Origin of the sequence: Undibacterium sp. Tian12W, assembly GCF_049339405.1 — a bacterium.
In the GTDB taxonomy this organism is placed as follows: domain Bacteria; phylum Pseudomonadota; class Gammaproteobacteria; order Burkholderiales; family Burkholderiaceae_D; genus Undibacterium.
In genome coordinates, this window is the sequence record NZ_JBMPPK010000020.1 from 20,751 (window position 1) to 44,311 (window position 23,561).

At 51.1% G+C, this 23,561-nt stretch carries 25 protein-coding genes; 10 read left to right on the forward strand and 15 right to left on the reverse strand.

Going from position 1 to position 23,561, the window contains the following annotated elements:
* The first annotated feature begins 41 nt into the window (after nt 1-41).
* Together ACO0LI_RS23085 and ACO0LI_RS23090 are read left to right on the forward strand one after the other, a co-directional pair.
* Nucleotides 42-1,268 (forward strand): acyl-CoA dehydrogenase, encoded by a 1,227-nt coding sequence (locus tag ACO0LI_RS23085; protein WP_110255837.1) that lies wholly within the window; start codon nt 42-44, stop codon nt 1,266-1,268.
* Between the two features lie 134 nt (nt 1,269-1,402).
* Nucleotides 1,403-3,106: a long-chain-fatty-acid--CoA ligase gene (locus tag ACO0LI_RS23090; RefSeq protein ID WP_423035534.1), complete on the forward strand. Its 1,704-nt coding sequence runs from the start codon at nt 1,403-1,405 to the stop codon at nt 3,104-3,106.
* 87 nt (nt 3,107-3,193) lie between these two features.
* Here the strand turns inward: ACO0LI_RS23090 and ACO0LI_RS23095 are convergent, their stop codons facing one another.
* From ACO0LI_RS23095 to ACO0LI_RS23115, 5 genes are all read right to left on the reverse strand, one after another.
* A complete protein-coding gene (locus tag ACO0LI_RS23095; protein ID WP_422952767.1) occupies nt 3,194-3,370 on the reverse strand; it encodes a hypothetical protein in 177 nt (58 codons plus the stop codon).
* Nucleotides 3,371-3,445: 75 nt separating this feature from the next.
* Nucleotides 3,446-3,898: a hypothetical protein gene (locus ACO0LI_RS23100; RefSeq protein WP_423035536.1), complete on the reverse strand. Its 453-nt coding sequence runs from the start codon at nt 3,896-3,898 to the stop codon at nt 3,446-3,448.
* A gap of 28 nt (nt 3,899-3,926) precedes the next feature.
* Nucleotides 3,927-5,387 (reverse strand): TIGR01777 family oxidoreductase, encoded by a 1,461-nt coding sequence (locus ACO0LI_RS23105; protein ID WP_423035538.1) that lies wholly within the window; start codon nt 5,385-5,387, stop codon nt 3,927-3,929.
* Nucleotides 5,384-6,031, reverse strand: coding sequence for a DUF4166 domain-containing protein (locus ACO0LI_RS23110; RefSeq protein WP_423035540.1), 648 nt, complete (start codon nt 6,029-6,031; stop codon nt 5,384-5,386). The genes ACO0LI_RS23105 and ACO0LI_RS23110 overlap by 4 nt, the downstream gene beginning before the upstream one ends.
* On the reverse strand, nt 6,028-6,498 hold the full coding sequence (locus ACO0LI_RS23115; protein WP_423035542.1) for a cell division protein: 471 nt from the start codon (nt 6,496-6,498) through the stop codon (nt 6,028-6,030). The genes ACO0LI_RS23110 and ACO0LI_RS23115 overlap by 4 nt, the downstream gene beginning before the upstream one ends.
* A gap of 177 nt (nt 6,499-6,675) precedes the next feature.
* On the opposite strand from ACO0LI_RS23115, the gene ACO0LI_RS23120 reads away from it, so the two are divergent.
* From ACO0LI_RS23120 to ACO0LI_RS23140, 5 genes are all read left to right on the forward strand, one after another.
* On the forward strand, nt 6,676-7,368 hold the full coding sequence (locus ACO0LI_RS23120; RefSeq protein ID WP_422952771.1) for a response regulator: 693 nt from the start codon (nt 6,676-6,678) through the stop codon (nt 7,366-7,368).
* Nucleotides 7,365-8,690, forward strand: a complete 1,326-nt coding sequence (locus ACO0LI_RS23125) for an ATP-binding protein (protein ID WP_423035544.1) — start codon at nt 7,365-7,367, stop codon at nt 8,688-8,690. Before ACO0LI_RS23120 ends, ACO0LI_RS23125 begins: the two co-directional genes overlap by 4 nt.
* Before the next feature lie 169 nt (nt 8,691-8,859).
* Nucleotides 8,860-9,396 (forward strand): peptidoglycan-associated lipoprotein Pal, encoded by a 537-nt coding sequence (gene pal / locus ACO0LI_RS23130; RefSeq protein WP_422952773.1) that lies wholly within the window; start codon nt 8,860-8,862, stop codon nt 9,394-9,396.
* Between the two features lie 175 nt (nt 9,397-9,571).
* The gene (locus ACO0LI_RS23135; protein WP_423035546.1) at nt 9,572-10,408 is read left to right on the forward strand and encodes a serine hydrolase; all 837 of its coding nucleotides are present in this window, start codon (nt 9,572-9,574) and stop codon (nt 10,406-10,408) included.
* Between the two features lie 99 nt (nt 10,409-10,507).
* The gene (locus ACO0LI_RS23140; RefSeq protein WP_422952775.1) at nt 10,508-10,849 is read left to right on the forward strand and encodes an NIPSNAP family protein; all 342 of its coding nucleotides are present in this window, start codon (nt 10,508-10,510) and stop codon (nt 10,847-10,849) included.
* Nucleotides 10,850-10,886: 37 nt separating this feature from the next.
* Here ACO0LI_RS23140 and ACO0LI_RS23145 read toward each other — a convergent pair whose 3' ends face one another.
* A complete protein-coding gene (locus tag ACO0LI_RS23145; protein WP_423035548.1) occupies nt 10,887-11,276 on the reverse strand; it encodes a winged helix-turn-helix transcriptional regulator in 390 nt (129 codons plus the stop codon).
* A 115-nt stretch (nt 11,277-11,391) separates the two neighbouring features.
* Between ACO0LI_RS23145 and ACO0LI_RS23150 the strand changes: the two genes are divergently transcribed.
* From ACO0LI_RS23150 to ACO0LI_RS23160, 3 genes are all read left to right on the forward strand, one after another.
* A complete protein-coding gene (locus tag ACO0LI_RS23150) occupies nt 11,392-11,925 on the forward strand; it encodes a nuclear transport factor 2 family protein (protein WP_423035550.1) in 534 nt (177 codons plus the stop codon).
* 59 nt (nt 11,926-11,984) lie between these two features.
* Nucleotides 11,985-12,842, forward strand: coding sequence for an SDR family oxidoreductase (locus tag ACO0LI_RS23155; RefSeq protein ID WP_423035552.1), 858 nt, complete (start codon nt 11,985-11,987; stop codon nt 12,840-12,842).
* 216 nt (nt 12,843-13,058) lie between these two features.
* On the forward strand, nt 13,059-14,363 hold the full coding sequence (locus ACO0LI_RS23160) for an alpha/beta hydrolase family protein (RefSeq protein ID WP_423035554.1): 1,305 nt from the start codon (nt 13,059-13,061) through the stop codon (nt 14,361-14,363).
* A gap of 48 nt (nt 14,364-14,411) precedes the next feature.
* Here ACO0LI_RS23160 and ACO0LI_RS23165 read toward each other — a convergent pair whose 3' ends face one another.
* The 9 genes from ACO0LI_RS23165 to ACO0LI_RS23205 are packed head-to-tail and all read right to left on the reverse strand — an operon-like array spanning nt 14,412 to nt 23,277.
* A complete protein-coding gene (locus ACO0LI_RS23165; RefSeq protein ID WP_423035556.1) occupies nt 14,412-14,981 on the reverse strand; it encodes a NuoB/complex I 20 kDa subunit family protein in 570 nt (189 codons plus the stop codon).
* Nucleotides 14,938-15,816, reverse strand: coding sequence for a helix-turn-helix domain-containing protein (locus ACO0LI_RS23170; protein ID WP_423035558.1), 879 nt, complete (start codon nt 15,814-15,816; stop codon nt 14,938-14,940). Before ACO0LI_RS23170 ends, ACO0LI_RS23165 begins: the two co-directional genes overlap by 44 nt.
* A gap of 58 nt (nt 15,817-15,874) precedes the next feature.
* Nucleotides 15,875-16,492: a hypothetical protein gene (locus ACO0LI_RS23175; protein ID WP_423035560.1), complete on the reverse strand. Its 618-nt coding sequence runs from the start codon at nt 16,490-16,492 to the stop codon at nt 15,875-15,877.
* A 49-nt stretch (nt 16,493-16,541) separates the two neighbouring features.
* Complete coding sequence (locus tag ACO0LI_RS23180) at nt 16,542-17,147, reverse strand: response regulator transcription factor (protein ID WP_423035562.1); 606 nt, start codon at nt 17,145-17,147, stop codon at nt 16,542-16,544.
* Nucleotides 17,144-18,253: a sensor histidine kinase gene (locus ACO0LI_RS23185; protein ID WP_423035564.1), complete on the reverse strand. Its 1,110-nt coding sequence runs from the start codon at nt 18,251-18,253 to the stop codon at nt 17,144-17,146. Before ACO0LI_RS23185 ends, ACO0LI_RS23180 begins: the two co-directional genes overlap by 4 nt.
* A gap of 42 nt (nt 18,254-18,295) precedes the next feature.
* Nucleotides 18,296-20,116, reverse strand: coding sequence for a CIA30 family protein (locus tag ACO0LI_RS23190; RefSeq protein WP_423035566.1), 1,821 nt, complete (start codon nt 20,114-20,116; stop codon nt 18,296-18,298).
* A 26-nt stretch (nt 20,117-20,142) separates the two neighbouring features.
* Entirely contained in the window at nt 20,143-20,391 is a 249-nt protein-coding gene (locus ACO0LI_RS23195) for a hypothetical protein (RefSeq protein WP_423035700.1), read from the reverse strand.
* Nucleotides 20,376-22,232, reverse strand: coding sequence for a signal peptide peptidase SppA (gene sppA, locus ACO0LI_RS23200; RefSeq protein ID WP_423035568.1), 1,857 nt, complete (start codon nt 22,230-22,232; stop codon nt 20,376-20,378). The genes ACO0LI_RS23195 and sppA overlap by 16 nt, the downstream gene beginning before the upstream one ends.
* A gap of 31 nt (nt 22,233-22,263) precedes the next feature.
* A complete protein-coding gene (locus tag ACO0LI_RS23205) occupies nt 22,264-23,277 on the reverse strand; it encodes a S1/P1 nuclease (protein WP_423035570.1) in 1,014 nt (337 codons plus the stop codon).
* Nucleotides 23,278-23,561 lie beyond the last annotated feature (284 nt).

A 23,561-nucleotide genomic window follows, 5' to 3' on the forward strand; every position in this document is an offset into this window, starting at 1 on the left:
CCATTTGAAAAAACTGAACCAACAAGGAAAAAGGACACATCATGGATTTTCAATACAGCCCCAAAGTCAAAGATTTGCAGGCACGCCTGATCGCCTTCATGGACGAGCACGTCTATCCAAATGAAAAAACTTTCTTTGGCGAGATAGCCGCCAACCGCAAGGCAGGCAATGCCTGGATACCGACCAAGGTGGTTGAGCAATTGAAAGCCAAGGCACGCGATGCCGGTTTGTGGAATCTCTTTTTGCCAGAATCTGGCCATGGTGCAGGTCTGACCAATCTCGAATACGCGCCGCTGTGCGAAATTATGGGTCGTGCCGTCTGGGCACCTGAAGTATTCAATTGCTCGGCACCTGATACAGGCAATATGGAAGTGTTTGCCCGCTATGGCACGCCTGAGCATCAGGAACAATGGCTCAAGCCCTTGTTGCGCGGTGAAATTCGCTCCTGCTTTGCCATGACAGAACCGGCAGTGGCCTCTTCTGATGCCACCAATATTGAATCATCGATAGTGCGTGATGGTGACGAGTACGTCATCAATGGCCGCAAATGGTGGTCGTCTGGGGCGAACGATCCGCGCTGCAAAGTGTTTATCTTCATGGGCAAGAGTGATCCTGACAATGCTGATCGTCACAAGCAGCAATCCATGATCATCGTGCCGCGTGATACACCTGGCGTGACTATTTTGCGCGCCTTGCCGGTATTCGGTTATGACGATGCACCGCATGGTCATGGCGAAGTGCTGTTTGAAAATGTTCGTGTGCCGGCTTCAAATATCTTGCTGGGCGAAGGCCGTGGTTTCGAGATTGCCCAGGGCCGTCTGGGACCTGGCCGCATCCATCACTGCATGCGTTTGATTGGTCTGGCAGAGCGCGCACTCGAAGACATGTGCAAACGCTCTTTGACACGCGTGGCCTTTGGCAAACGCGTAGCCGACCAGGGCGTGACGCTGGAACGTATCGCCAATGCCCGCATCCTCATCGACCAGGCACGTTTCCTGGTCTTGAATGCTGCACAGATGATGGACACGGTTGGCAACAAGGCCGCAGCTAAAGAAATCGCCATGATCAAGGTGGCAGCACCAACCATGGCTTGCCAGGTCATTGACTGGGCCATACAGGCGCATGGTGGTGGTGGTGTGTCAGATGATTTCAACCTGGCTTATTCCTATGCACAGGCGCGCACCCTGCGCCTGGCTGATGGCCCGGATGAAGTACACAGGAATCAAATCGGCAAGATGGAGTTGAAGAAATATACGGAGAAAAAATAATTACTTGTAGTTTCATAAGTGCGATTTACGGGTAGTTCCGGATTAGCTCTTCCTCTTTTTGAGGCAGGGCTTTTCCGACGTTAACTTCCCAGTTGGCTGACATTTTCAAATTATTCTTATAAAGAGAGACAAAAATGCGCGACTTACAACCCTGGATCAAATCTTACCCCGCAGGCGTACACTGGGACGCCGATCTGCCCATCAGCAGCGTGCCACAATTACTGCATGATGCCGTTGCCAAATGGCCAGACTTGCCCGCACTGGAATTCATGGGCAAGAAAACCAGCTATGCAGAATTGCAAAAGCTGGTGAATCAAGCTACCAAAGGCTTCCAGCAACTGGGTGTAAAGCCCGGCGTGCATGTGGGCCTGTATCTGCCGAATACACCGCATTACGTCATCAGCTTTTTCGCGATCTTGCAGGCCGGTGGCACGGTAGTGAATTACTCACCGCTGGATGCCGAGAAAGTGCTGGAGCATAAAATTGCCGACAGCCATACCGATATACTGGTGACGCTGGATATGGTCATGCTGTACCCGCAAATGGCCAAGATGCTGGGTCATACCCGTCTGCAAAAACTCATCATCGGCAATATCCCGGAAATGACACCTTATCCGGATGCCGTCAGGGTGAATCTGGACAAGGCAGCGCAATTAAGTATTATCCCTGACGATGCCCAACATCTGCTGTTTGCAAAACTGCTGGACAATGATGGTGACTACACGCCCATCCCGGCAATCGATCCCAAAGAAGCGATCGCTACTCTGCAATATACCGGCGGCACCACTGGCCTGCCCAAGGGCGCAATGCTCACGCATGGCAACCTCACTACGGCTTGCAGCCAGATCATGGAGACCACCAATATCGAGCCACGCGTGCTGGAAGAGGGCAAGGAAAAGTTGCTGGCCGTGCTGCCGCTATTCCACATCTATGCATTGACGGTGGATATGCTGTTTGGCATACGTCTGGGTGCGGAGATAGTCTTGCATACCCGCTTTGATGCTGATGCCGTGGTGAAGGATCTGGCGAATAAAAAAATCACGGTATTCCCTGGCGTGCCGACCATGTACACCGCCATCATCAATCATCCACAGATCAAGGAATTTGATCTGAGCGCTTTAAAGTTCTGCAACTCTGGTGGCGCGCCCTTGCCGACAGAAGTGCTGCAACAATTCCAGGCATTGACGGGCTGTACCCTGCTCGAAGGCTGGGGCATGACCGAGACTTCACCCACCGGTACTTTTACGCCATTGGGAGGCGTGCGCAAGGCTGGTTCCTGTGGTTTACCGACGCCAGGTATCAGCTTTAAATTTGCCAGCATTGACGACCCCCGCCAGGAAGTGGCTTTGGGCGAGCGCGGTGAAATCTGCGTGGCCGGCGCGAATATCATGAAAGGCTACTGGAACAAACCAGAGGCGACTCGTGATGCGTTTACTGCTGACGGTTACTTCCGTACCGGCGATGTTGGTTATATGGATGCTGACGGTTTTGTGTATATCGTCGATCGTACCAAGGACATGATTTTGTCCGGTGGTTACAACGTCTATCCACGCAATATAGAAGAAGCGATTTATGAACACCCAGCTGTCGCCGAAGTCAGCGTCATTGGTATCCCCGATGCATATCGTGGGCAAGCTGCCAAAGCATTTATTAAACTCAAGGCAGGGCAGGCAGCATTTAGTTTTGATGACTTGAAAGACTTCCTCAAGGACAGACTGGGCAAGCATGAAATGCCGCAAGCCATGGATATCCGTGCAGAGTTACCTAAAACCCCGGTAGGGAAGTTGTCCAAAAAAGAATTGTATGAGGAAGAGGCTAAGAAGAGGGCCGCTGTCTGAGTTAGCCTGAGCGTTTTCGATTAAACAAGTTTTTGCGCGTTTCTGCGGCTTTCTGGTTCCCTCCAGGAAAGCCGCAGTTTTTTCATTTTATTTTTTCTTGCCAGCTACATTGGCCTTGAGCTGAGTTTGCAAAGCCTGCAAATCTTTCTCGCTATGTTCAACAACAATAGTGCTGGTGTCAGCAACTTGGGTCTGGCTGCTGACTTGTAGTTCTGGCACGGCTTTTCTTGGCCTGACAGGCTGGGGATGACGCAGGAAAAACATGGCTGGCTCCTTGAATTTACAGAGCCAGATTGCGACTGAATTTCAAATTTCAAGTGGGGACACTTTGCATGACAGCTAAACGCTTCGTCGCGTTTCCCTTAAAGGGTCATGAGGTTTGCAATTACCCCCATTTCTGACGCTGTATATTTTCCCCAGGTCCGTCATCAATTTGGCGGTGACAGTGTAGGGGCTGCCCAGTGCAGAACGAAAGTAGTGCAAATGTGCTTCACACTCAGGCTGAAAATTAATCTCTATTGTTGCTGCCTTTAGCCAGTCTTCTGGAATACCTTGCTTGTTCATGATTGCACGCAACTTCACCTTATAGTAATGCATGACAGCATTGAACTCTGCACTTTGCGGTGTGCAGATGATATTGAGCAAATCTAGCGTAAGCAAAGTAATAGAACGTTCATGCGCAAAGCGACAAAGCTTGCCTATGGCCCAATAGCCTTCAAGATCATTATTGCGGCTGTTAAAGCTATCCGCAATTCCTGCTGCTATCGATTTGAGTTGTCTTCTGCGCGGCATAGGCATCTTTGCATCTTAATCAATCTGCTTAGACCAGGTTTATCAGTGCAATACGCAAATCCGGATAATCAAAAACAAAACCGTCTTCCAATAATTTTGCTGGCACCACGCGCTGGCCTTCCAGTAATAAATCAGCTTGCTCACCCAGCAACAGGCGCATAGGCCAGCCTGCGGTGGGGAAAAAGCTGGGGCGATGCAGTACATGGGCGGCGATGGTGCTGAACTGTTTTTGCGTGACTACTTCAGGTGCAGTGAAATTATAAGCACTGTCCGGCGGCAGGCTGGCTTCATGCTGCCATAGGTGGGCAATGCCGCGCAATACATCGTGCACATGTATCCACGATTGCCATTGCTTGCCGCTACCCAGCGCACCACCCAGACCCAGCTTGATGGGCAGGAGCATCATGCCCAGTGCACCTTGCTGGCCCAGGACAACGCCCAGGCGCATCCTGGCGACCTTGACGCCGTAATTAGTGGCAGCCTGGTTGGCCTGCTCCCATTCCTGGCACAGTTCTGACATGAAGATGGATTGTGGTGCTGCGCTTTCGCTTAATTCCCTGTCATCGCCTGATGCTTGTATGCCGTAGTAGCCTATGGCAGAAGCTGCCAGCAAGAGCCTGGGTTTGCTTGCTGCACGACTGATCCATGCAGTAATTTCTCTTGTCAAACCAGTGCGGCTATGCCGCAATTCTGCCTTGCGTTTTTCTGACCAGCGCCAGCCCAGGATACGTGCACCGGCCAGGTTGATGATGACATCGATGCGTTGATTTGCAGATAATTCCTGCATCGATGCAATGACTCTGACTCTGCCGTCAAATTTCCAGCTTGCCTGTTTGGGATTGCGGCTGAGTATCGTCACTTGCTGCCCATCGGCCAGCAAGGCCTTGACCAGCAAGCTGCCGATAAAACCTGTGGCGCCGGTGACCAGAACCTGCTCTGATTGATTGCTGAAATGTATGGTGGATGCCTGTTTATCCTTGTCGGCCAGTTTGCCGAGTCGCAGTGCTGCCAGCCCATCACGTATGCCTGAGAGGCCAACGCCCACTCCACATAAGGCCAGGAATACACTGAGCCAACCCTGTGGTTGCCATAGCATTTGTGTAGGAGCAGCAAACCACTCAGGCGTATTCAATATCAACAAGGTGATAAAGGCACCACCATTAATCGCGAGTACGGTATGCGTCACGCGTTCAGTGGCTGGTAAAAGTCGGGTCTGGTCTTCAATCACAAAGTCCCACAAGGTCAGGACTATTTCCACACCAAACACCAGCAATAGCACGATGGCCCAGGCACCATGCCAGGCCCATGCTGACAAACCAACGAACAGCAAACTGTAGATAAGCGCGCGGGTCGCATGTATGCCCAACTCTTTGCGTGCGCTGGCGCGTTGTGGCAAGGCCTCGGTCAGTTCATGGTGATACAAGGTATCGAAAGCGCCGAGCAAGCCTTGTGCGGCCATTAATTGCAGGGCAAGCAGGTGAGTGTTCATGATGCAGCCTCAGGATGAATTTCCTTGAAAACGCCGACCTGGGTAAAGGTGCGGCCAAACAAGGCGTGTTTGATTTCTATGCGGATATTGAATTGCTCAGGATCGTCATTACGATGGCACAGATAGGTTTTGCCAGGCGTGAAAATACCCGGTATGGGTATGCGGTAGCCCAGTACATCCCAGAAGTAACCATCGCTGGTGAAGTAGAGATTACCCTCATGGACATGCAGGCGCAGCTTCATGCCCAGACCCATGCCCACATATTCGAGCACTTCACCTTTCTCGCTTTCCTGCATATACGATGTGAACTGTATCGGTGGCCTGTTGTGCAGGCGGTATATTCTTTGCTTGAAGATAGAAGGGCAATCTGGTTTGGAATACACCATGATATCGACAGGGAAGTCGTGATCAGTGTAAGGGATCAAGGCTCCGGCTATCATCGGTTTGGTCAGGTGTCCAAGGAGTTTGCCTATTCTTGAGCAGCTCAGTTCACTGAGTTGGCCAGTGTAGTACAGTGGCTTGTCCGGCTCAGGGTTCTTGGCAAACCTGGCCTGGATATCGGGGTGCAGTTTCAGCCATTCCTTACCCAGGATTTTCCTGAATAATTCGCCTTCGGATGGGATGGGTTTGCTGTCTGGGTTCATGCACTTCTTTCTGTATTTTCAGTATTCTTTGAGTCCATTTTCCATAAGATGAACAAGGGAGGGATCATGCTCAGCACCGCGAATGCATCTATCCAGACATTGATCAGCATATTCGCCTGCATGGAAATCAGCATATCTTGCGGTGCCCATACCAGTATGCCTATCATCAGCCACAGCCAGGCAAAGCGGCTGCGATGCTGGTTGCCCAGGTAAATCAGCGCACCCATCCACAAGCCCACAGTTTGCACGGTAGCGCCAAACAAACTCATCCACCAGACTTGCATATTGCGCGCCGCATCTGGTGCAGCCTGTGGCCAGAAATGGCTTTCTATGAGCTGGTGATAGACCTCCACCAGACCTGTGGCACTGATCCAGGGCAGCAAGATGCCGATCAGCAAATGAGCGAAAGCTGCTGAATACAGCCAGCGTATCAGCCATTTGCGCAATGAAGATTGTTTTTGCGGCATGATTTTTCCTTTATTTCTTTAATTTCTGTCGTTACAGAAATTAAAGATTAAATGGCAACGTCTGTCAAGTGATTTGCAGCATATCTTTTGAATCCAGCCATGGCGTACAATCACGCTGCACTTATTGTTTCATTCGTCTTTTCACTCGTCCTTTCACACATCAAGCACATACAAAACATGAAAGTCCTGCTCGTCGAAGACGACACCATGATAGGTGAAAACATACAGATTGCTCTGGAAAGCGAAGCCAATCTGGTCGATTGGCTCAGCAATGGTGAAGCCGCCGAGGCGGCCCTGCAATTTCATAGCTATGATGTGTTATTGCTGGACCTGAGCCTGCCACAGCGCGACGGCATGGACATTTTAAAAGCCTTGCGCAAGCGCGGTGATACCTTGCCGGTGCTGGTCATGACTGCGCGCGATGCCGTGCCTGATAGGGTGCGCGGCTTGCATGCAGGTGCAGACGATTACCTCGTCAAACCTTTTGATCTGGATGAACTGATCGCCCGCATGCATGCCCTGGTAAGGCGCTCGCATGGGCGTACTGATACTTCTTATGTATGCGGCGACGTCGTCGTCAATACCACGACGCGGCAAGTATTTAGTGGTGCAGAGCAGGTCATACTGTCTTCCCGCGAATGGACGATACTTGATGCTTTGGTAGCGCGGCCTGGTGCCATACTGTCGCGCAGCCGTCTGGAAGACCAGTTATTCGGTGCCACTTCAGAAATAGAAAGCAATGCGGTCGAAGTGTATATCCACGGCCTGCGCAAAAAGCTGGGGCAAAAATTCATCGTCAATGTGCGTGGCGTTGGCTATATGGTTGAGAAAAACATGGTTGAAAAAAGCGTGGTCGAGAAAAACACATGAAGTCTTTGCGCCTGCAAATGATGCTCTTGTTTGGTATCGCCATTCTGGCTGCAGCGGCCCTGCAGTTTGCCAGCTCGCTGCATGCCGCCATCGGTGAAGCCAACAAGCTGTTTGATTATCACATGCAGCAAATGGCACTGGCCTTACAGGACGGTGATTTTGATCAGGTCGATTGGCATAATTTGCCAGGAACAGAAATTGATGATTTTGATTTTGTCGTGCAGGTCTGGTCAGAAGACGGTGCCAGGGTTTATCAGTCACGCCAGCACCGCAGTCTGCCCAAACAAGCTGCCCTAGGTTATTCAACAGTGACGCTGGAAAACGGTGACTGGCGCGTATATGCCGCCGAAGAAAACAAGCGCGTCATTCAGGTCGCACAAAAAATGGGTTCGCGCAAGGACAGGGCAATATCTTTTGCACTTAGTACCTTGTGGCCGGTGATACCTGTGTCCCTGCTCTTGTTTTGCGCAGTCTGGTGGGGGATCAACTCTGTGCTGGCACCTCTTAATCGCATAGGTAGTGAACTGGCCAACCGCAATGCCAATTCGACTGATCCGGTGTCGTCAGATGGCGTGCCGAAAGAAATTTCCCTGCTGGTGACGGAATTGAATTCGCTACTTAGCCGCATGGGTCTGGCGATACAGTCACAACAACGCTTTGTTGCAGATGCCGCACATGAGCTAAGGTCGCCGATCACCGCCTTGCGCTTGCAGGTGCAAAACCTCGGCAGGGTCAAGGATGAAAAAAGTCACGAGCAAGCCATCAATCGCCTGCTAGGTGGTGTCGATCGTGCTTCTCGTCTGGTTGAACAATTGCTGGCGCTGGCCAGGCAAGACCCGACTTCACAAGCCAGCCTGAGCTTCCAAAACATCACGCTGAACACCTGCATAGAACAGGCGGTCAGCGATGTCATGCCCTTTGCGCAATCCAGAAAAATCATCATCAATGCAGAAATGCCTGAGTTGCTTGAACTGCAAGGTGATAGCGAAAGCCTGCGTATCATGATACGCAACCTGCTCGACAATGCCGTGCGCTATATACAGGACGAGGGCATGGTGCAGATCAGCCTCAGCCGCGACAAAGATGGTGTGCGACTTGGTATACAGGACACTGGCGACGGCATCGCGCCAGAAGAACGTGAACGTATCTTTGACCGCTTTTATCGTGTCGCAGGTACCAATAAAAGCGGCAGCGGCCTGGGTCTGGCCATCGCCAAGGCGATTGCTGACCGCCATCATGCCAGTATCAGCCTGGCTGACGCAGCCCTGGGCGGGTTGGAAGTAATTATCCTGTTTCCTGCTTCTCATACCCTGCCAGGCTGAAAAACGCTCATATTTTTGACAAAACTCTGTGTTTGATTGCTGGTAACACGGTTTTTTAAGATTCGCCTAAGTTTCCTGAGGCAAGATGGCGTTGCTTCATACTACCTGGTAGCGCTTGATTTATGCATCAGGTTTGAATCGACCAATTAAAAATTTAGAGGGTATTTACATGCGTGCAATCAACACAATCAAAAGCGCCGCCGGTCTGGTAGCAGTAGCAGTTTTATTGGCAGCTTGCAGTTCACCAGTAAAAGTGGCTGAGCAACCGGCAGAACAAACGAAGACAACAACCAAGCCTCCCGTAGTAGATACACGTACAGTTGCTCCGTTAAAAGCAGAAGTTGATGATTTGAATAATCCTAATAGTCCATTGGCAAAGCGTAGTGTCTATTTTGACTTCGATCAATACGTTGTCAAAACTGAGTATAGCGGTACTGTCAACGCCCACTCCAAATACCTGAGTGCCAATAATGGCAAGAAAATCCTGATTCAGGGTAATACCGACGAACGTGGTGGTCGTGAATACAATCTGGCGCTGGGCCAGAAACGTGCAGAAGCCGTGCGTAAATCCCTGTCTTTGCTGGGCGTGCCTGAAGCGCAAATGGAAGCGGTGTCCCTGGGTAAAGAAAAACCAAAAGCCACAGGTAGCGATGAAGCTGCGTGGGCAGAAAACCGCCGTGCAGATATTATCTACTCAGGCAAGTAATCTTCAGTTGTGAAAAACCGGTTTGCATGCAGCGAGCAAAATTTGCCGCCTGTATGCAAGCTGGTTTTTCTCTATAATGTTGACGCAAAATTGTTATGCTCAGCTTAGTCTTTTGCCTTAGCAGTTTTGCGTCAGCCTTATTTGTTTAATCCCGTGACAGAATCGATGTGCCCAGATGTTGAAGCCCAAGTTATTAGTTGTCCTGATGTTGTACTGTGGCAGCCTGTCTGCCATGCAATTGAGTGCCCAGAATGCTATCGTCGTTGATGAGCGTAATGGCCAGGTTCTGCTGGAAAAAAATGCTGATGTGGTCGTACCCATTGCCTCGCTGACCAAGCTCATGACAGCCATGGTGCTGCTCGACAGCAAAGCCAATATGGATGAAAAAATCTCCATAGAAGAAGAGGATAAAGACCAGCTCAAGCATAGCCGCTCCCATGTCCCGATAGGCTCAAGCCTGACGCGCCGGGAAGCCTTGCAACTGGCATTGATGTCCTCTGATAACCGTGCTGCCGCTGCTCTGTCCCGCACATATCCTGGTGGTCAGGGTGCCTTTATGGTCGCCGTTAAATCCAAATTGATTGCTTTAGGTATGGGGCACACTGTCATTCGCGAAGCGACTGGCTTGTCGCCAGAAAATACCTCGACAGCTGCTGACCTGGTGAAGATGGCACAAGCTGCATCACGCTATCCGGAAATTACTGACATTACGACCGACAGTGAAGACAGCGTCACCCTGAAGAATGGGCTCAGCCGTGAATTCCACAACACCAACCGCCTGATCGGTAAAAAAGGCTGGGACATCCTGCTATCAAAAACCGGCTTCACCAATGAAGCAGGTGCCTGTCTCATCATGCGAGTCAAGTTGGCAGGTAAAAAGGCCACCATGATTTTGTTGAATGCACGGGCAGGGTCGGCACGCTGGACCGACGCCCTGAATATAGGGAAATTGCTGGGCTATAAAGAAGAAATCAAGGCAAAGATAAGCAGAAGACATAGGCGTCATCACTGATCTTGTTCGTCCATGTCAGTACGTTTTTTTGATGATAAGTGGATGCCAGCAGCTTGTGCTAGCATGACGATTCTCAAATGAACCCTGACAGGCAAAACTATGACCCGCTTGGTCGAAATTCGCACCTATCGTCTCAAACCCGGCGTTGCCGAGGCCTTCCACCAGGCCGTGCATACCGTTGCTGTACCCATGCTAAAAAGCAGGAATATGGATGTAGTCGCTTACGGACATTCTGATCATGAAGAAGCGACATATTATCTGGTACGTTCTTATGCCAGTCGCGCAGCTTTGGAAGCAGAGCAAGATGCCTTCTATGGTTCCAGCGAATGGAAAAATGGCCCAAGAGCAGAGCTGGTCGATCGCATCGAGACGTATATGAATACTCTGGTCTGGTTGTCAGAAGACGCTATCAATAGCATGCGCGAGTTGAACAAAGCGTAGATAGCCTGCTACAGTCTCGGTCAGTGCTATGCAGGGCTTACGCAGCTTCATTCTCTTGATCAAACGCCTGCCTCGATAATTTAATCTTTTCAAAATTCTTGTCTGCCCAATCTACAAGGGCGCCCAAAGGCAGCATGACCGAGATACCTAGCGGGGTCAATTCATATTCCACACTGGGTGGTTTGGTCGGGAACACTTTTCGACTCAATAAACCATCCCTTTCCAGATCGCGCAAAGACTGTGTCAGCATGCGCTTGGAAATGTCAGGTACTTGCTTATGTAGCTGACTAAAGCGCAAAGGGCCCGCTTGCAGTGTCAGCAAGATCAGCGGCGTCCATTTGGTGCTGATATGGTCGAGCACATTCCTGACCGGGCACATGGCAGGATCAAAATCCGATGCCATCCCCACCGCTTTAGATGGGTTCACTTTTGGTAACCTTGGCACGAAAAACTGCCTCCTTACAATTTTTAGACATAGTCTCTATTATAGACCTTGATTCGATCGCTAATACAAGTATATCGAAGCTAGGAGAGACTTTGTCATGAAAAAACAGATATACCGTTTTAAGAAAAACCTGGGCCTGGGTGCCATGTCTGCGCTCACCTTATCCACCTTGTTGATGGCTCTACCGTCGTCCAGCCATGCGCAGGAGCCGGTTGTAGGGGGCGAAAACCCTGATCTGCTGTTCAGCAGCAGTGATCCAAAGCTGCATGCCAACAAGCAAGTGGTCTATCACATCGTGAAAGACTTGCTGGAGGCCGGCCATTGGGAACTGGCGGACAAGTATCTGTCCAAGCGCTACCTGCAGCACAACCCGAACGCAGCGTCCGGCCTTGCTGGCGTGGTGAAATATTTTATCGACGTCAGAAAAGTCCAGGCCACACCCATACCGGAAAAGATGACGAAACCTGTGGTTGCCGTCATTGCAGAAGGTGACCTGGTAACAGTCATGTATCCCTTGCCAGTCAGGGACAAGACCTCCGGCCAGCTTTTATACACCACCACCTGGTTTGATACCTGGCGGATAGTGGATGGAAAGGCAGATGAACACTGGGATTCTGCACTTAAAAATTGATGAATTTTGATGAATTTTGATGAATATTGACGAATTTTCACATAACAGGAGAAATACATATGATCGCAGTTACAGGTGCAAGTGGGCAATTGGGACGTCTGGTGATACAGGCTTTGTTGGGCACAGTCCCGGCTAATCAGATCGTTGCCATCGTCAGGGATGTCAGCAAAGCTGAGGATTTGCGAGCCAGTGGTGTGCAGGTTCGCCAGGGTGATTACAGCCAGCCGGAGACTTTGGCGACAGCCTTGCAGGGAGTGAAAAAAGTCTTGTTGGTATCCTCCAGCGAAATTGGGCAAAGACTGGAGCAGCACAACAATGTTGTGCAGGCCGCAAAGAATGCAGGAGTGGAATTAATCGCCTACACCAGCATCCTGCACGCAGATACTTCACCACTATTGCTGGCCCAGGAGCATGTAGCGACAGAACAACTGATACGCGACAGCGGTCTGCCTTTCGTGTTCTTGCGCAATGCCTGGTATATAGAAAACTATTTTTCTGCAGTGGGCACTGCGCTGCAAACTGGCAAGGTATTTGGGGCAGCAGGAGATGGTAAATTCTCTGCAGCTTCCCGTGCCGATTTCGCTGCGGCTGCTGCAGCGGCACTGACTGGTCAAGATCAGGGCGGCAAGATATATGAACTGGCCGGCGACCAGGCGTTCACTCTTGCAGAGCTGGCTGCGACCCTGGCTGAATTGTCAGGCAAGCCTGTCGCTTACGTGAACTATGCGGAGACTGAATACAAGGACTTGCTCGTCTCATTTGGTTTGCCAGAAGGCTTTGCCCATATCCTGGCACAATCAGATACAGGCGCTGCACAAGGTGGTTTGTATGATGGTAGCGGTCAGTTGTCCAAACTGATCCAGCGGCCAACGGCGACTTTGCATTCTGTGCTGCAAGCGCATTTGGCAACGGTGTAAGCGACTTGTCATCATAGGTCAAATCAAGCCGAACCAAGCCAAACTAAGCGAGTAAAGCTGCTGCCCGCAGTTTTACTGGTTTTTTTTACGTTACCTTTATTTCAAAGCCTTTGATCAGGGTTTGAGTCATCGAAATCCTGCATTCATCGGATTGTAAGAGCTGGCAACGACAATACTGCATAGCATCCACGGCATTGATTCCTCTTGGAGAAATGCGTGAAAATATTATCTTCTATCCTGTTTGTTGCATGCACGCTAGCATGTCCCATCCTGTTTGCACAGGTTATCACTGTGCCTGATGTATTGAAGTCCAGCTCTTTTATACCGGCGCCTTGTGAGATAGGTATTTTTCAAAAAGACAAACAGGCATTTGTTGTCGTGACCAAGGCAGACAAAGGATTTAACTACAGCTTCAACAACGGGATGCTTGGCAATACGCTGGATTCCGGGACTACGCTCATATGTGGAAAGAATGCAGTCCTGGTTCGGGGAGATGAGGTCTGGAACAAGCTGGCCATTTCCGAGTTGAACACGCGATTTGAATCTGGTGGTGTCATACTCGCAGGTCGCTTGATGGAAGCTATGGAGCCGCCCGGTGCCGGGAAAAATACACCCCTGGTCGTCTATGCACATGGCTCAGAAGGCACTGGCTGGATAGACCACGCAGGTGACCCTTATCAAATGCTCGGGCGGGGTATTTCGGTCTTTGTGTATGACAAACGCGGCACTGGATTTTCGCAAGGAGAATATACCCAAAACTTCCCTCGCCTGGCCGATGACCTGGTAGCAGCTTCACACGAAGCCAGGCGGCTGGCAGCAGGGCGCTACGGTCGTTTTGGTCTCATAGGCTTGAGTCAGGGTGGGTGGATAGTGCCACTCGCGGCAGCGCGGGCCAGGGCAGAGTTTCTTGGGATTGGCTTTGGCCTGGCGGTTGATATCACCGGGCAGGATGCGGAGCAGGTCAGCAAGGAATTACACGATCACGGTTATGGCGACGACATACTTGCCAAAGCCAGCAAGGTCACAGATGTGACAGCAAAAATAGCAAGATCTGATTTGAAAGAAGGGTTTGATGAGCTTGCTGATATCCAGAAGCAGTTTGGCAAAGAGGCGTGGTTCACAAGTATAAAGGGAGGATACTCAGGCGTGTTCCTGAGCATGTCCATAGATGATTTGCGCCGTAATGGCGTACCAAGATTCGACAAGCTGAATATTGACTGGTCGCTTGATCCCATGCAGGTCTTGAGCAAAGTTGATGTGCCACAGATGTGGGTATTCGCGGATGAAGACCGCCAGGCTCCGGGTGCGGTGAGTTTGGAAAGGCTCTCGAATCTTCGCCGCCAGGGCAGTGATATCACGATTTACCGCTTCCCCGATACTGGTCACGGCATGTGGGAATATACAGAAGCAAAAGATGGCACGCGCAAGCAGACACGTATTACGCCAGGTTTTTACGATTTGATGGCGGACTGGGCAAAAGGCAAACTTGACGGCAGCTATGGGAAAGCATATCGCAGATAAATGCTCATGGATATGCTTCCCTGTATCTCTGAAATACCAGAGCCTTTATTATCGGGCAAAGCTATTGCTGCGCTTAATTTTGTTCTGTAACTGCAGCAGGCTATAAATCAGCGCCTCTGCCGTAGGTGGGCAACCTGGGATGTAGATATCGACGGGCACGATACGGTCGCAACCGCGCACGACAGAATAAGAGTAGTGATAGTAGCCACCGCCATTGGCGCAAGAACCCATGGAAATCACATAGCGTGGCTCTGCCATCTGGTCATACACTTTTCGTAGAGCTGGGGCCATTTTATTGGTGAGGGTGCCGGCAACGATCATCAAATCTGCATGGCGTGGGCTGGCGCGGGGCATGAATCCAAAGCGGTCCATGTCATAGCGGGCGCTGGCAGCCTGCATCATCTCGACTGCGCAACAGGCAAGGCCAAAGGACAGGTACCACATGCTGTTGCTCTGTACCTTGTTCATCAAATCGTTGACGTTGGTGAGGATGTATGAATCCTGAAACAAACCTGCTTGCTCTTCCATAATGGGGTTCCTTGCTTGCCTGGTATGAGAAACCCCGATTATGGATTCAGGCGATAAGCTGGTCTTGAACCGAAACGACATCGATTTCATCTAGCGGAATAAACATCTTGCCTATATCAGTTTCATTGAAGCGAAAGGCCCAGAGCGCAGGGTCCTTTGCTGCCAGCCCACGCATGAGCTGGGCTGGCGTATGGCCGGTAAAGCGGGCAAAGTCGCGGTTCATGTGCGCCTGGTCGGCGTAACCAAAGCTGATCGCACATTCAGCCCAGGTAGGTGCTGGCAAGTTACCCAGCATGACTTGCATCAGCGACGCGCCATAACGCAGGTGCTGTTTGTAGCTACGCAAACTCAGGCCAAAGCTGGTCAGGAAGCGCCGTTCAAACTGTCTGGTACCAAGCCCCAGCTTGTCAGCCAGCTCATCGCCTGGTTTACTGATCCAGTGAGGTGGCATTGCCAGTGGGGCGATGCGCGGTTTTTCCTGCAAACGCAAGCGTAGCAACATGTCTTGTAGCGCTTCCAGTTTGGCCGCAGTGTCGCTGGCGGCATGCAATTTGTCTTCCAGTTCATGGTAGCTGGATGCTGGCAGTACATCGGCGAGATCAATGACAGCATCACTGAACTCATCCACCGGATAGCCAAGAATAGCGCTAAGCATGCCCGGGCGGAACGCGGCTGAAATAAATCGTGAACCGGCTTGAGCCTTGCCGCGGTAGCGATGACGGCTGGGGCCAACGATAGCCAGAGGAGGCAAAGCTTGCCCGTCTTCCATTTCAACCGCACCATGCGTGACAACAATCAGCATTGGTAATGGGCTTGCTGGTACTGTGTACCAGCAGTCGGGTATATCCTTGACGAGAAAATGCATGCAGACATCCGCCAACAGGGGATGTGGGGCGAGGCTGACATGGGATAAATAATCTTGCAATTTACGCTAACTCTGATTGCGGAAGAATTGGCGCTATTGTAGCCTGTTTGCAAGAAGCTTATTCACTCCTGACTGCTTGCTCTTCGGTCTGGTCCTGCGGCAGATAGCATGTGGCTGGCAGTGTTTCGGGCTTTATTTTGTAGAGATAAGTTGCTGTCGAAGTCTGCGCATCAGGTTGGAGTTTGATGGTCTTGAAATAGCGTCTTCTTAAGTCGGCATAGGCACGTAGATTCAGCGGGCTATCTTTCAGGAGCAACAGTGGATTGGCAGCGATAGGTGCAAAATCTTCGCCCGGCCGATATTTGGAAAAAGCAAATCCCAGGCGTTTTACATATACCGGGAACATGGCCTTGCTTTCTTCCATGCCGCAAGCCAGCAAGACTGCAATTGCCTGGTGTTGGGCAGATGCTTTCCATTTATTACTCTCGTAATAATACAAGCCGGCGTCATCATAATTTTCTACAGTGCGCCAGCTACTCGCTGGCAAATAGCGACTGAGCTTGAGTGCAGCGGCATTCAGTTGCAATGCTTTTTTCTGGTCGTGATTTTTTTCAAATGCACTCATGGCGGCTTCGCGCAGCGCGTCTGACTTCGCTTCAAGCGCGGTTTGCTGAGCGTAGGACAGCAAAGGAAGGCTGCATATCCAAAAAATAACTGCTTTTCTCATCGCCTTCATTCTTTTACTCCTTGCTATCGATCCTTCCAATTATAGGCCGCCTGAGAATTTACAACCAGCCTTGATCACGCGCCAGGCGATAGGCATCTACACGGTTTTTTGCATGCAGTTTGCTGATTGCTTCTGACAGATAATTGCGCACCGTGCCTTCAGATAAATGCATGATTTTGGCAATTTCTGTACTGCTGGAACCCGACCCTGCCAGTCGTAAAACCTGGCGTTCACGCTCGCTCAGCGGGTCTTGTTCGCCGCCCCAGCTTTCCATCGCCAGCTCGGGAGCGATAGCGCGGCCACCGCCATGCACAGTGCGTATGGCTGCTGCCAGCGTATCGGCAGGCGCATCTTTGAGCATGTAACCACGCACGCCACTGGCCATGGCGCGGCGCAGGTAGCCGCTGCGGGCAAAAGTGGTCAGCACGATGACTTTGCTGTTGAGCTTTTTCTCTGCAATTGCTGCTGCCAGTTCCAGCCCTGTCATCAAGGGCATTTCTATATCGGTAACGAGTATGTCTGGCTGTTCTTTTTCGCACAAGGCCAAGGCTTCCTGGCCGTTTTTTGCCAGCGCAATGACTTCCAGGTCGTCTTCCAGGCCCAGCAGGGCGGCCAGTGCGCCAGATACCAGGGCCTGGTCTTCGGCGATGATGATACGTATCATGTCTTTTCTTTCAAGGGCAAAGATAATTCCAGGTGCAAGCCTGTGGCCTCTGGTGCTACATGTACTTGCAGGCTCCCACCCAGGGCCAGTACACGTTCACTCATACCGTTCAAACCACTACCTTTGCGTACTGCACCAGTTTGCCCGGCAACACCATTGTCGCTGATTTTCAATACTACATGCGCATCATTCTGGTAAAGCCTGATGTGGCATTGACTGGCATGGGCATGCCGTATGATATTTGTGATGGCTTCACGCAATGCCAGCGCCAATACGTTTTCCTGTGCCGAGGGGATGGTGAATTGCTCAATCTCGCTGAGCAGGGTCACTTCAGCCGCGTCCAGGGTTTTTTTCGCCGATTGCAGTTCATGCCCCAGGCCAGTGGCGCGATAGCCGATGACGGCGGCCCGCACTTCTGCCAGTGCCTGCCGGGCGGTGTGCTCTATGTCATTGATCTCTTTTTTGCAGGCCTCTGGATTTCTGTCCAGCAGTTTGCCGGCGAGTTCTGCCTTCAGGGTAATCACTGAAAGAGTATGACCAAGCAAATCATGCAAGTCCCTGGCGATGCGTTCGCGCTCAGCGAGGGCGGCCAGGTATTCGACTTCTTCCTGCTTCTTTAGCAGGTTTTCATTGCTGCGGCCAAGACGTTCACTGATGATGGCGCCAGCCCCGCTGGGGATGCTGAAGATCAGCGCCGGTACCCAGAAATAAGAATCCAGATGCATCAGCAGGCTGGCACTGACTATCGTGATGCCGATGCAGAATAAAGTCAGGTAAGCCTTGCGGGTATCCGGCAAACGCGAACAGATGGTGGCAGCAAATATGCAAAAAGTGGAACCGCCATAGTTATAAGGTGCCCACACGATACCCTGGGCGCATATAAATAAGATGCATGCATACAGGCGCCAGCCTGAGCACCAGAAGCTGTAAAAATAAACCGGCAGGAACAGCAACAGGCTCAGTGCCAGAAAAGCGATTTCCTCAGCTGTGGGTGTCACGTATAAATACTTCCAGCCAAAAATGGCAAACGAGAGTAGCCAGAAGTAGGGTGCCTTGCCATAACGCACTGGCACCCAGGGGAAAGAGAGAATTGATAAGATTGGCATGGTGACGGCTTTACCCCGGGGTGTTGAAACAAGAATGCAGCATTATTCCTTCAAAAGGCGGATGTCGGCAATTTCAAAATGATATTCACCAGTCTGCGGCCCGGCATTGAAGGCGAGGATAGTAATGATGCTGGGGTCCATCCCCTTGAATTTAGTGAAGGGGATAGAAATTTCCTGCCAGTCTGACGTGGTTTTGAAACTGACTGAGACGGGAATAAAGCTGCCTTGCATGCTGATGCCTACGCTATAGTCTCTGCCATCACCCTTGACTCGGAATTTCAAGGTATTGGCATTGCCGAGATTGACTGCTTCCATAGGTGTGTTGCCGGGGAAAAAAGCCACACCAGCCCAGGGATAAGCAAAGCCGGGGTTGATGCTGCCAGAGACCGAGAGCGCATTCGCAGGGACATCGCCATCCTTGCCAGACTCGAGGACTTTTAGCATGACGGTGGATTTGCCACTCATGGGGGCATCATTGGATGGATACCAGCCTGAGCCAAAAGGGCTGGCCAGTTTGTCTTTGCTGAACAGGCTTATGCGTCCATCTGCAGGAATTTCTACCAGCAGGTTTTTTTGCATGCTTTGTTTGCTGACTTCCTGCAGTTTTTGTTCACGTTGTGCGGTGACTCTTTCGCCATCTTTCCATACATCGACAATATTGCGTGTATTGAGAATATCTTTGTCAGGCTCACCATCAACCAGCAAGAGATCAGCTTTGTAGCCCCTGGCAATACGGCCACGGTCTTTCAGCCTGAAGGCAGTGGCTGGTACCGATGTGGCTGACGCCAGTGCTGCTATTGGGCTCAGGCCTGCCTCAACCAGTGCAGCGAGTTCATGATGCAGGCTGATGCCATACTGGGTGCCGGCATTGCCAGCATCGGTACCGGCCAGGACAGGAATGCCTGCCGCATGCATGGCCGCTGTTAGCTTTCTTGGTGCCTTGAGCAAATCAGCATCAGGTTTGTGGCCATACGGTGTATTCAGTGGCTGCATTTGCGATTTGCTGAGCAGGGCAATCATGCGTTTATCAGACAATACATCCTGTTCTTTCAGACCGGCGATACTATCCAGCACTGCAAAAGTCGGTATGACGAAAGCATGTTTGCTTTTTGCGCTGTTGACGAGTGCACGCAAATCCTGCTCACTGATTTGCCTGTCGGTGAACAGATGCACGAGGCCATCTGCACCGGCATCCAGCGCATCCTGTGCCTCTTTCAGGGTACCTATATGGACAACAGCGAGCTTGTTGCGCAAGTGTGCCGCCTTGACGAGTGCCTTGACGGTAGCATTGTCCAGGCTGTTGAAGGGATGTTTTTCACTGCCATGCTCTATGACGATTTTGATAAAATGTGAGCCTTCGGCAATACGGGCATCCACCCACGCCTGTGCTTCTTCAGGCTTGGTCAGGGTAGGGATGGGCATGCCATATTCTGTGCCATGGCCACCGGGCGCAGTGGCGAGTGTGCCGGCAGAGATGATGTCGGCGCGGTCGCGGTTTTCGCCCTTGCGCATTTTTTCATTGATGGCCTTGAGCATCTCGACATTGCTGAACATGTCGATCTGCGTGGTTACGCCATACAGGAGTGGCAGTTCCTGATCCTGGAATGCATGTACATGGGCATCAATCAGACCTGGCAACAAGGTGCGGCCTTTGCCATTGACGATGGTGGTATCAGCGGCAGGCTTGCCGGTGAAATTGCTATCCTGGATCTTGCCATCGACGATGAGTACATTTTTATCAGTTTGGATTTTCTGGCCATCAAACACGCGCACATGTTCAATCAAAAAACTCGCAGCAGTTGCGGGGAAATGAATAGTGCCAGCGCAAACAGCCAGTGCCAGGGCGAGAGTGGTTTTATGCATAGAATGACTCCTTGTTGGTTATGTTTTTATTTTGCCCTGCCATGCACAGTTGCGACAGAGGCAAATGCCATCAGTTTGAGGTGACATTTGTCATATCGCTCTTTATGACCTTTATGACCTTTATGACCTTTATGACCTTTATGACCTTTATGATCTTGATCATCTTTGAACTTTGCTTCCTGATCTTTGAAGCCTGCATTTTTGTGGCCAAAAAAAATCCCGCAAGATGCGGGACTGTTTATCCTTTGCCCAGATGGCACTAAGGTGATGTACACAGACAATGTGCCAATGCAGTGAAGCCTTTGCCTTCTTTATTGACTTCTGACAACCAGCTCAGGTCGTTCAACACCTGGCTCGCAGCCGCTGGTGGCAGACCGGTAGGTACGGCAGCAAGTTTGAAGTTGTCTTGCAATACCTTGGCGAGTTTGGCGTCAAAGATACTCAAAATGCGGTCTATCCTTGAAGGCTCGCGTTCTATATAGCTGACGCGGTAATCAGCACCCAGCTTGGCGCGGGTCGATGCGGACTTCAATGCATCGCCAAAATTACCTATGGTATCAACCAGGCCTCTTTCCTTGGCCTGGGTGCCAGTCCAGACACGGCCCTGGGCAACTTCATTGATTTTCTCTGGCGTGGTTTTACGGGCTGCCGCTGCCTTGGAGGTGAATTCAGCATAAGTGTGATCTATACTGGCCTGCAAAATTTGGGCAAAACGCGCATTGAAAGGACGCAGGGGATTGAATGGATCGGCCATCCAGGTGGTTGGTGAACCAGCAGTATGTACCCCCAGTTTGTCAGCCGCCTTGTCCGCAGATGGCAAAATCGCGATAACGCCAATGGAGCCGGTAATCGTGGCTTCATCTGCAATCACTTCGTCAGCTGCCATCGAAATCCAGTAGCCGCCCGATGCCGCAACGTCACCCATGGAGACCACGACGGGTTTGCCTGCCTTGCGCGTGAGTTCCAGTTCGCGACGTATCAGTTCAGAACCAAAGGCACTGCCGCCGGGAGAATCTACCCGCAGCACAACAGCTTTGATGCTGTCATCTTCCCTGGCTTTACGTATCATTTGCGAAGTCGATAAACCACCGATGGAACCTGGAGGCGCGCTTCCTTCGCTGATTTCACCAGCAGCAACGATGACACCGACGGCATCACCAAATGCCTTGGTCTTGACCCTGGCCAGGTAATCGTCAAATGAAATCTGACGGAAGGTTTTGATCTGTTCGTCCCTTACACCGCGCTTGAGCATCAGTTCACGCAATTCATCGCGGGTTTTCAAACCATCAACGAGCTTGGTATTGATCGCCAGTTTGGCGAGGTCGCCACCAGCATCGGTCAGCAATTTACCGAGGTCATTGATGCCGCGCATGATGTCGCCTGCTGGCAGTTTGCGGGCTTTTTCTACGTCGGTGGTATAGGTTTTCCACAGACCATTGTATAAATAAGCCTCGGCTTCTGCCGCTTCTTTGGATGGGCCGTTGGCGACATAAGGTTCACCAAAGCTCTTGAAGTTACCAGCCTTGAGCACATTGACGGTGACACCAACTTTGTCGAGTGCATCGCGGTAGTAATTGCGGTATTTACCAAAGCCCGTGATCGACACGGTACCCATGGGATGCAGATAGACTTCATTTGCATGCGAAGCCAGATAGTACTGGCGCTGGTCAAAGCTGGAACCCCAGGCGACCACGGTTTTGCCGCTGGCCTTGAAGCGGTCAAGTGCTGTTGCCACTTCACGCAGGGTAGCGAGACCTGCGCCCCCCATTTCATCGAGCAGCAAGACGGCACTGCTGACTTGCGGGTCTTTGCTGGCCTGGTCCAGCACCGCCAGCACATCGCGCAACTGCGTGGTTCTCTTGGTGTCACCCCTGGCTTCTGCCAGCAAGGCTTCGCGCGGGCTGCTGTCATGTTGCTCTACCAGCGTGCCTTTGAGGTTCAGGATCAGGGCAGTTTTGCTTTCTATTTTTTTCACCCCGCTGCTGAGAAGATTGACGATGATCATGATCAGGATAACCAGGATCAGCAGGTTGAAAAATACCCTGCGGCTGAAATCCAGCGCATTCCAGAGATACTTGAATCCTTTTCCTGCCCAGCGTAGCGGAGTGAAAGCCATAAAAATTTCCTAATGTGACGGTAAGACTGAATTATTCAGGCCAGATGGTTTTTAATAACTGGGCCAGATGGGCACCGGCACGCGCCAGCGCATCTTCTTTCATATTCAGCATGGTTTTTTCATATTCAAGCGGTAAAGCGATAGACCAGTTATTTCCTCTTTGGTTCGGTGTGCTTTTACTGAACTGGGTGCCCGCAAACAAAATCCTGGCGTCACGGATGGCATCATTGGCCCACAAGACTGGCAATTCTTCAATGGTGCCATTGGTTGGCGCCACCGCTTTTGCCTTTTTGGTCAGCGCATCATTCATGCGGCCACGCTTGAATTGCTGTGGCAGATCGTCCCACAACGAATGCAGATTGCCACATGGGCATTGCAGCGCATTGCCACCTACGGTATTGCTGCCACGGTCATACTGGCCTTCATCAGGGTTGACGATCTTGCCTTCCGCATTCAGGAACACAGATCCTACATGCAGCGGTTGGTGCAAGTCGCCAACATAGTGAGTCAATAACATCAGGGCTTCCTGCTTGTCCTTGAAATTGAAAGGGGCAGGCTGAGGCTTGCCTTGCAAGACCATGACCGCAGCACGGATCGCATACACAACATCATGATCGCTGGTGCCAACATAGCCCAGTTTGTATTGATCATGCTGCAAAGCCACGTCGGCATAGTGATATTGCTTGTGGCAATTTTCTTCGTCAGAAGCCGGGTTGCAATTGGTGTTATTGCGTTTTACATAGTCAGCCATGGCGGCGATGCCTGCTGCCGTCTCGAAAGAAGCACATTCTGGATAACGGCCTGTAGATGTATAGGCAAAATCCTTGTCCGGCGCTATACCCTTGACGCAATCACCCCATACAGCAATTTTTTCCAGTGAGTTATCACCGAGCAGGGCCTTGACCTGGGCACCAGCCTTGCTGCCTGCCAGCAGGTTTTCGGCAACGGCACCTACCGTCTGGTGTCCATCTGCGCCCCAGGCAAAGCTCAGTTGAGGCAAGCTGGCCAGCGCCAGCATGAAAGCGGATATCAGTAGCTTTTTCATAGAAATATCAGATAAGGAGTAATCAATACCAAAGATGGTAAGCTGCAAAGATGACGAGGATATAGCAAACTGATTAAATTGTGTGTAGAACTCATTTCATAAATAGGGTGAGATGCGTTTGCCTCATAACACGGTTTGGCAATGCGGATACGGCTGTTAATAGTGGCGCGACCGACAATAAATTCTATGCTGTCTGGCACACGTTATGAGGCAAACCCTTCGGGAACTGACGATTTGGGCGCATTGCTGTGCGTAGTGAGCCACCCCTCCTTTGCTAAGGCATG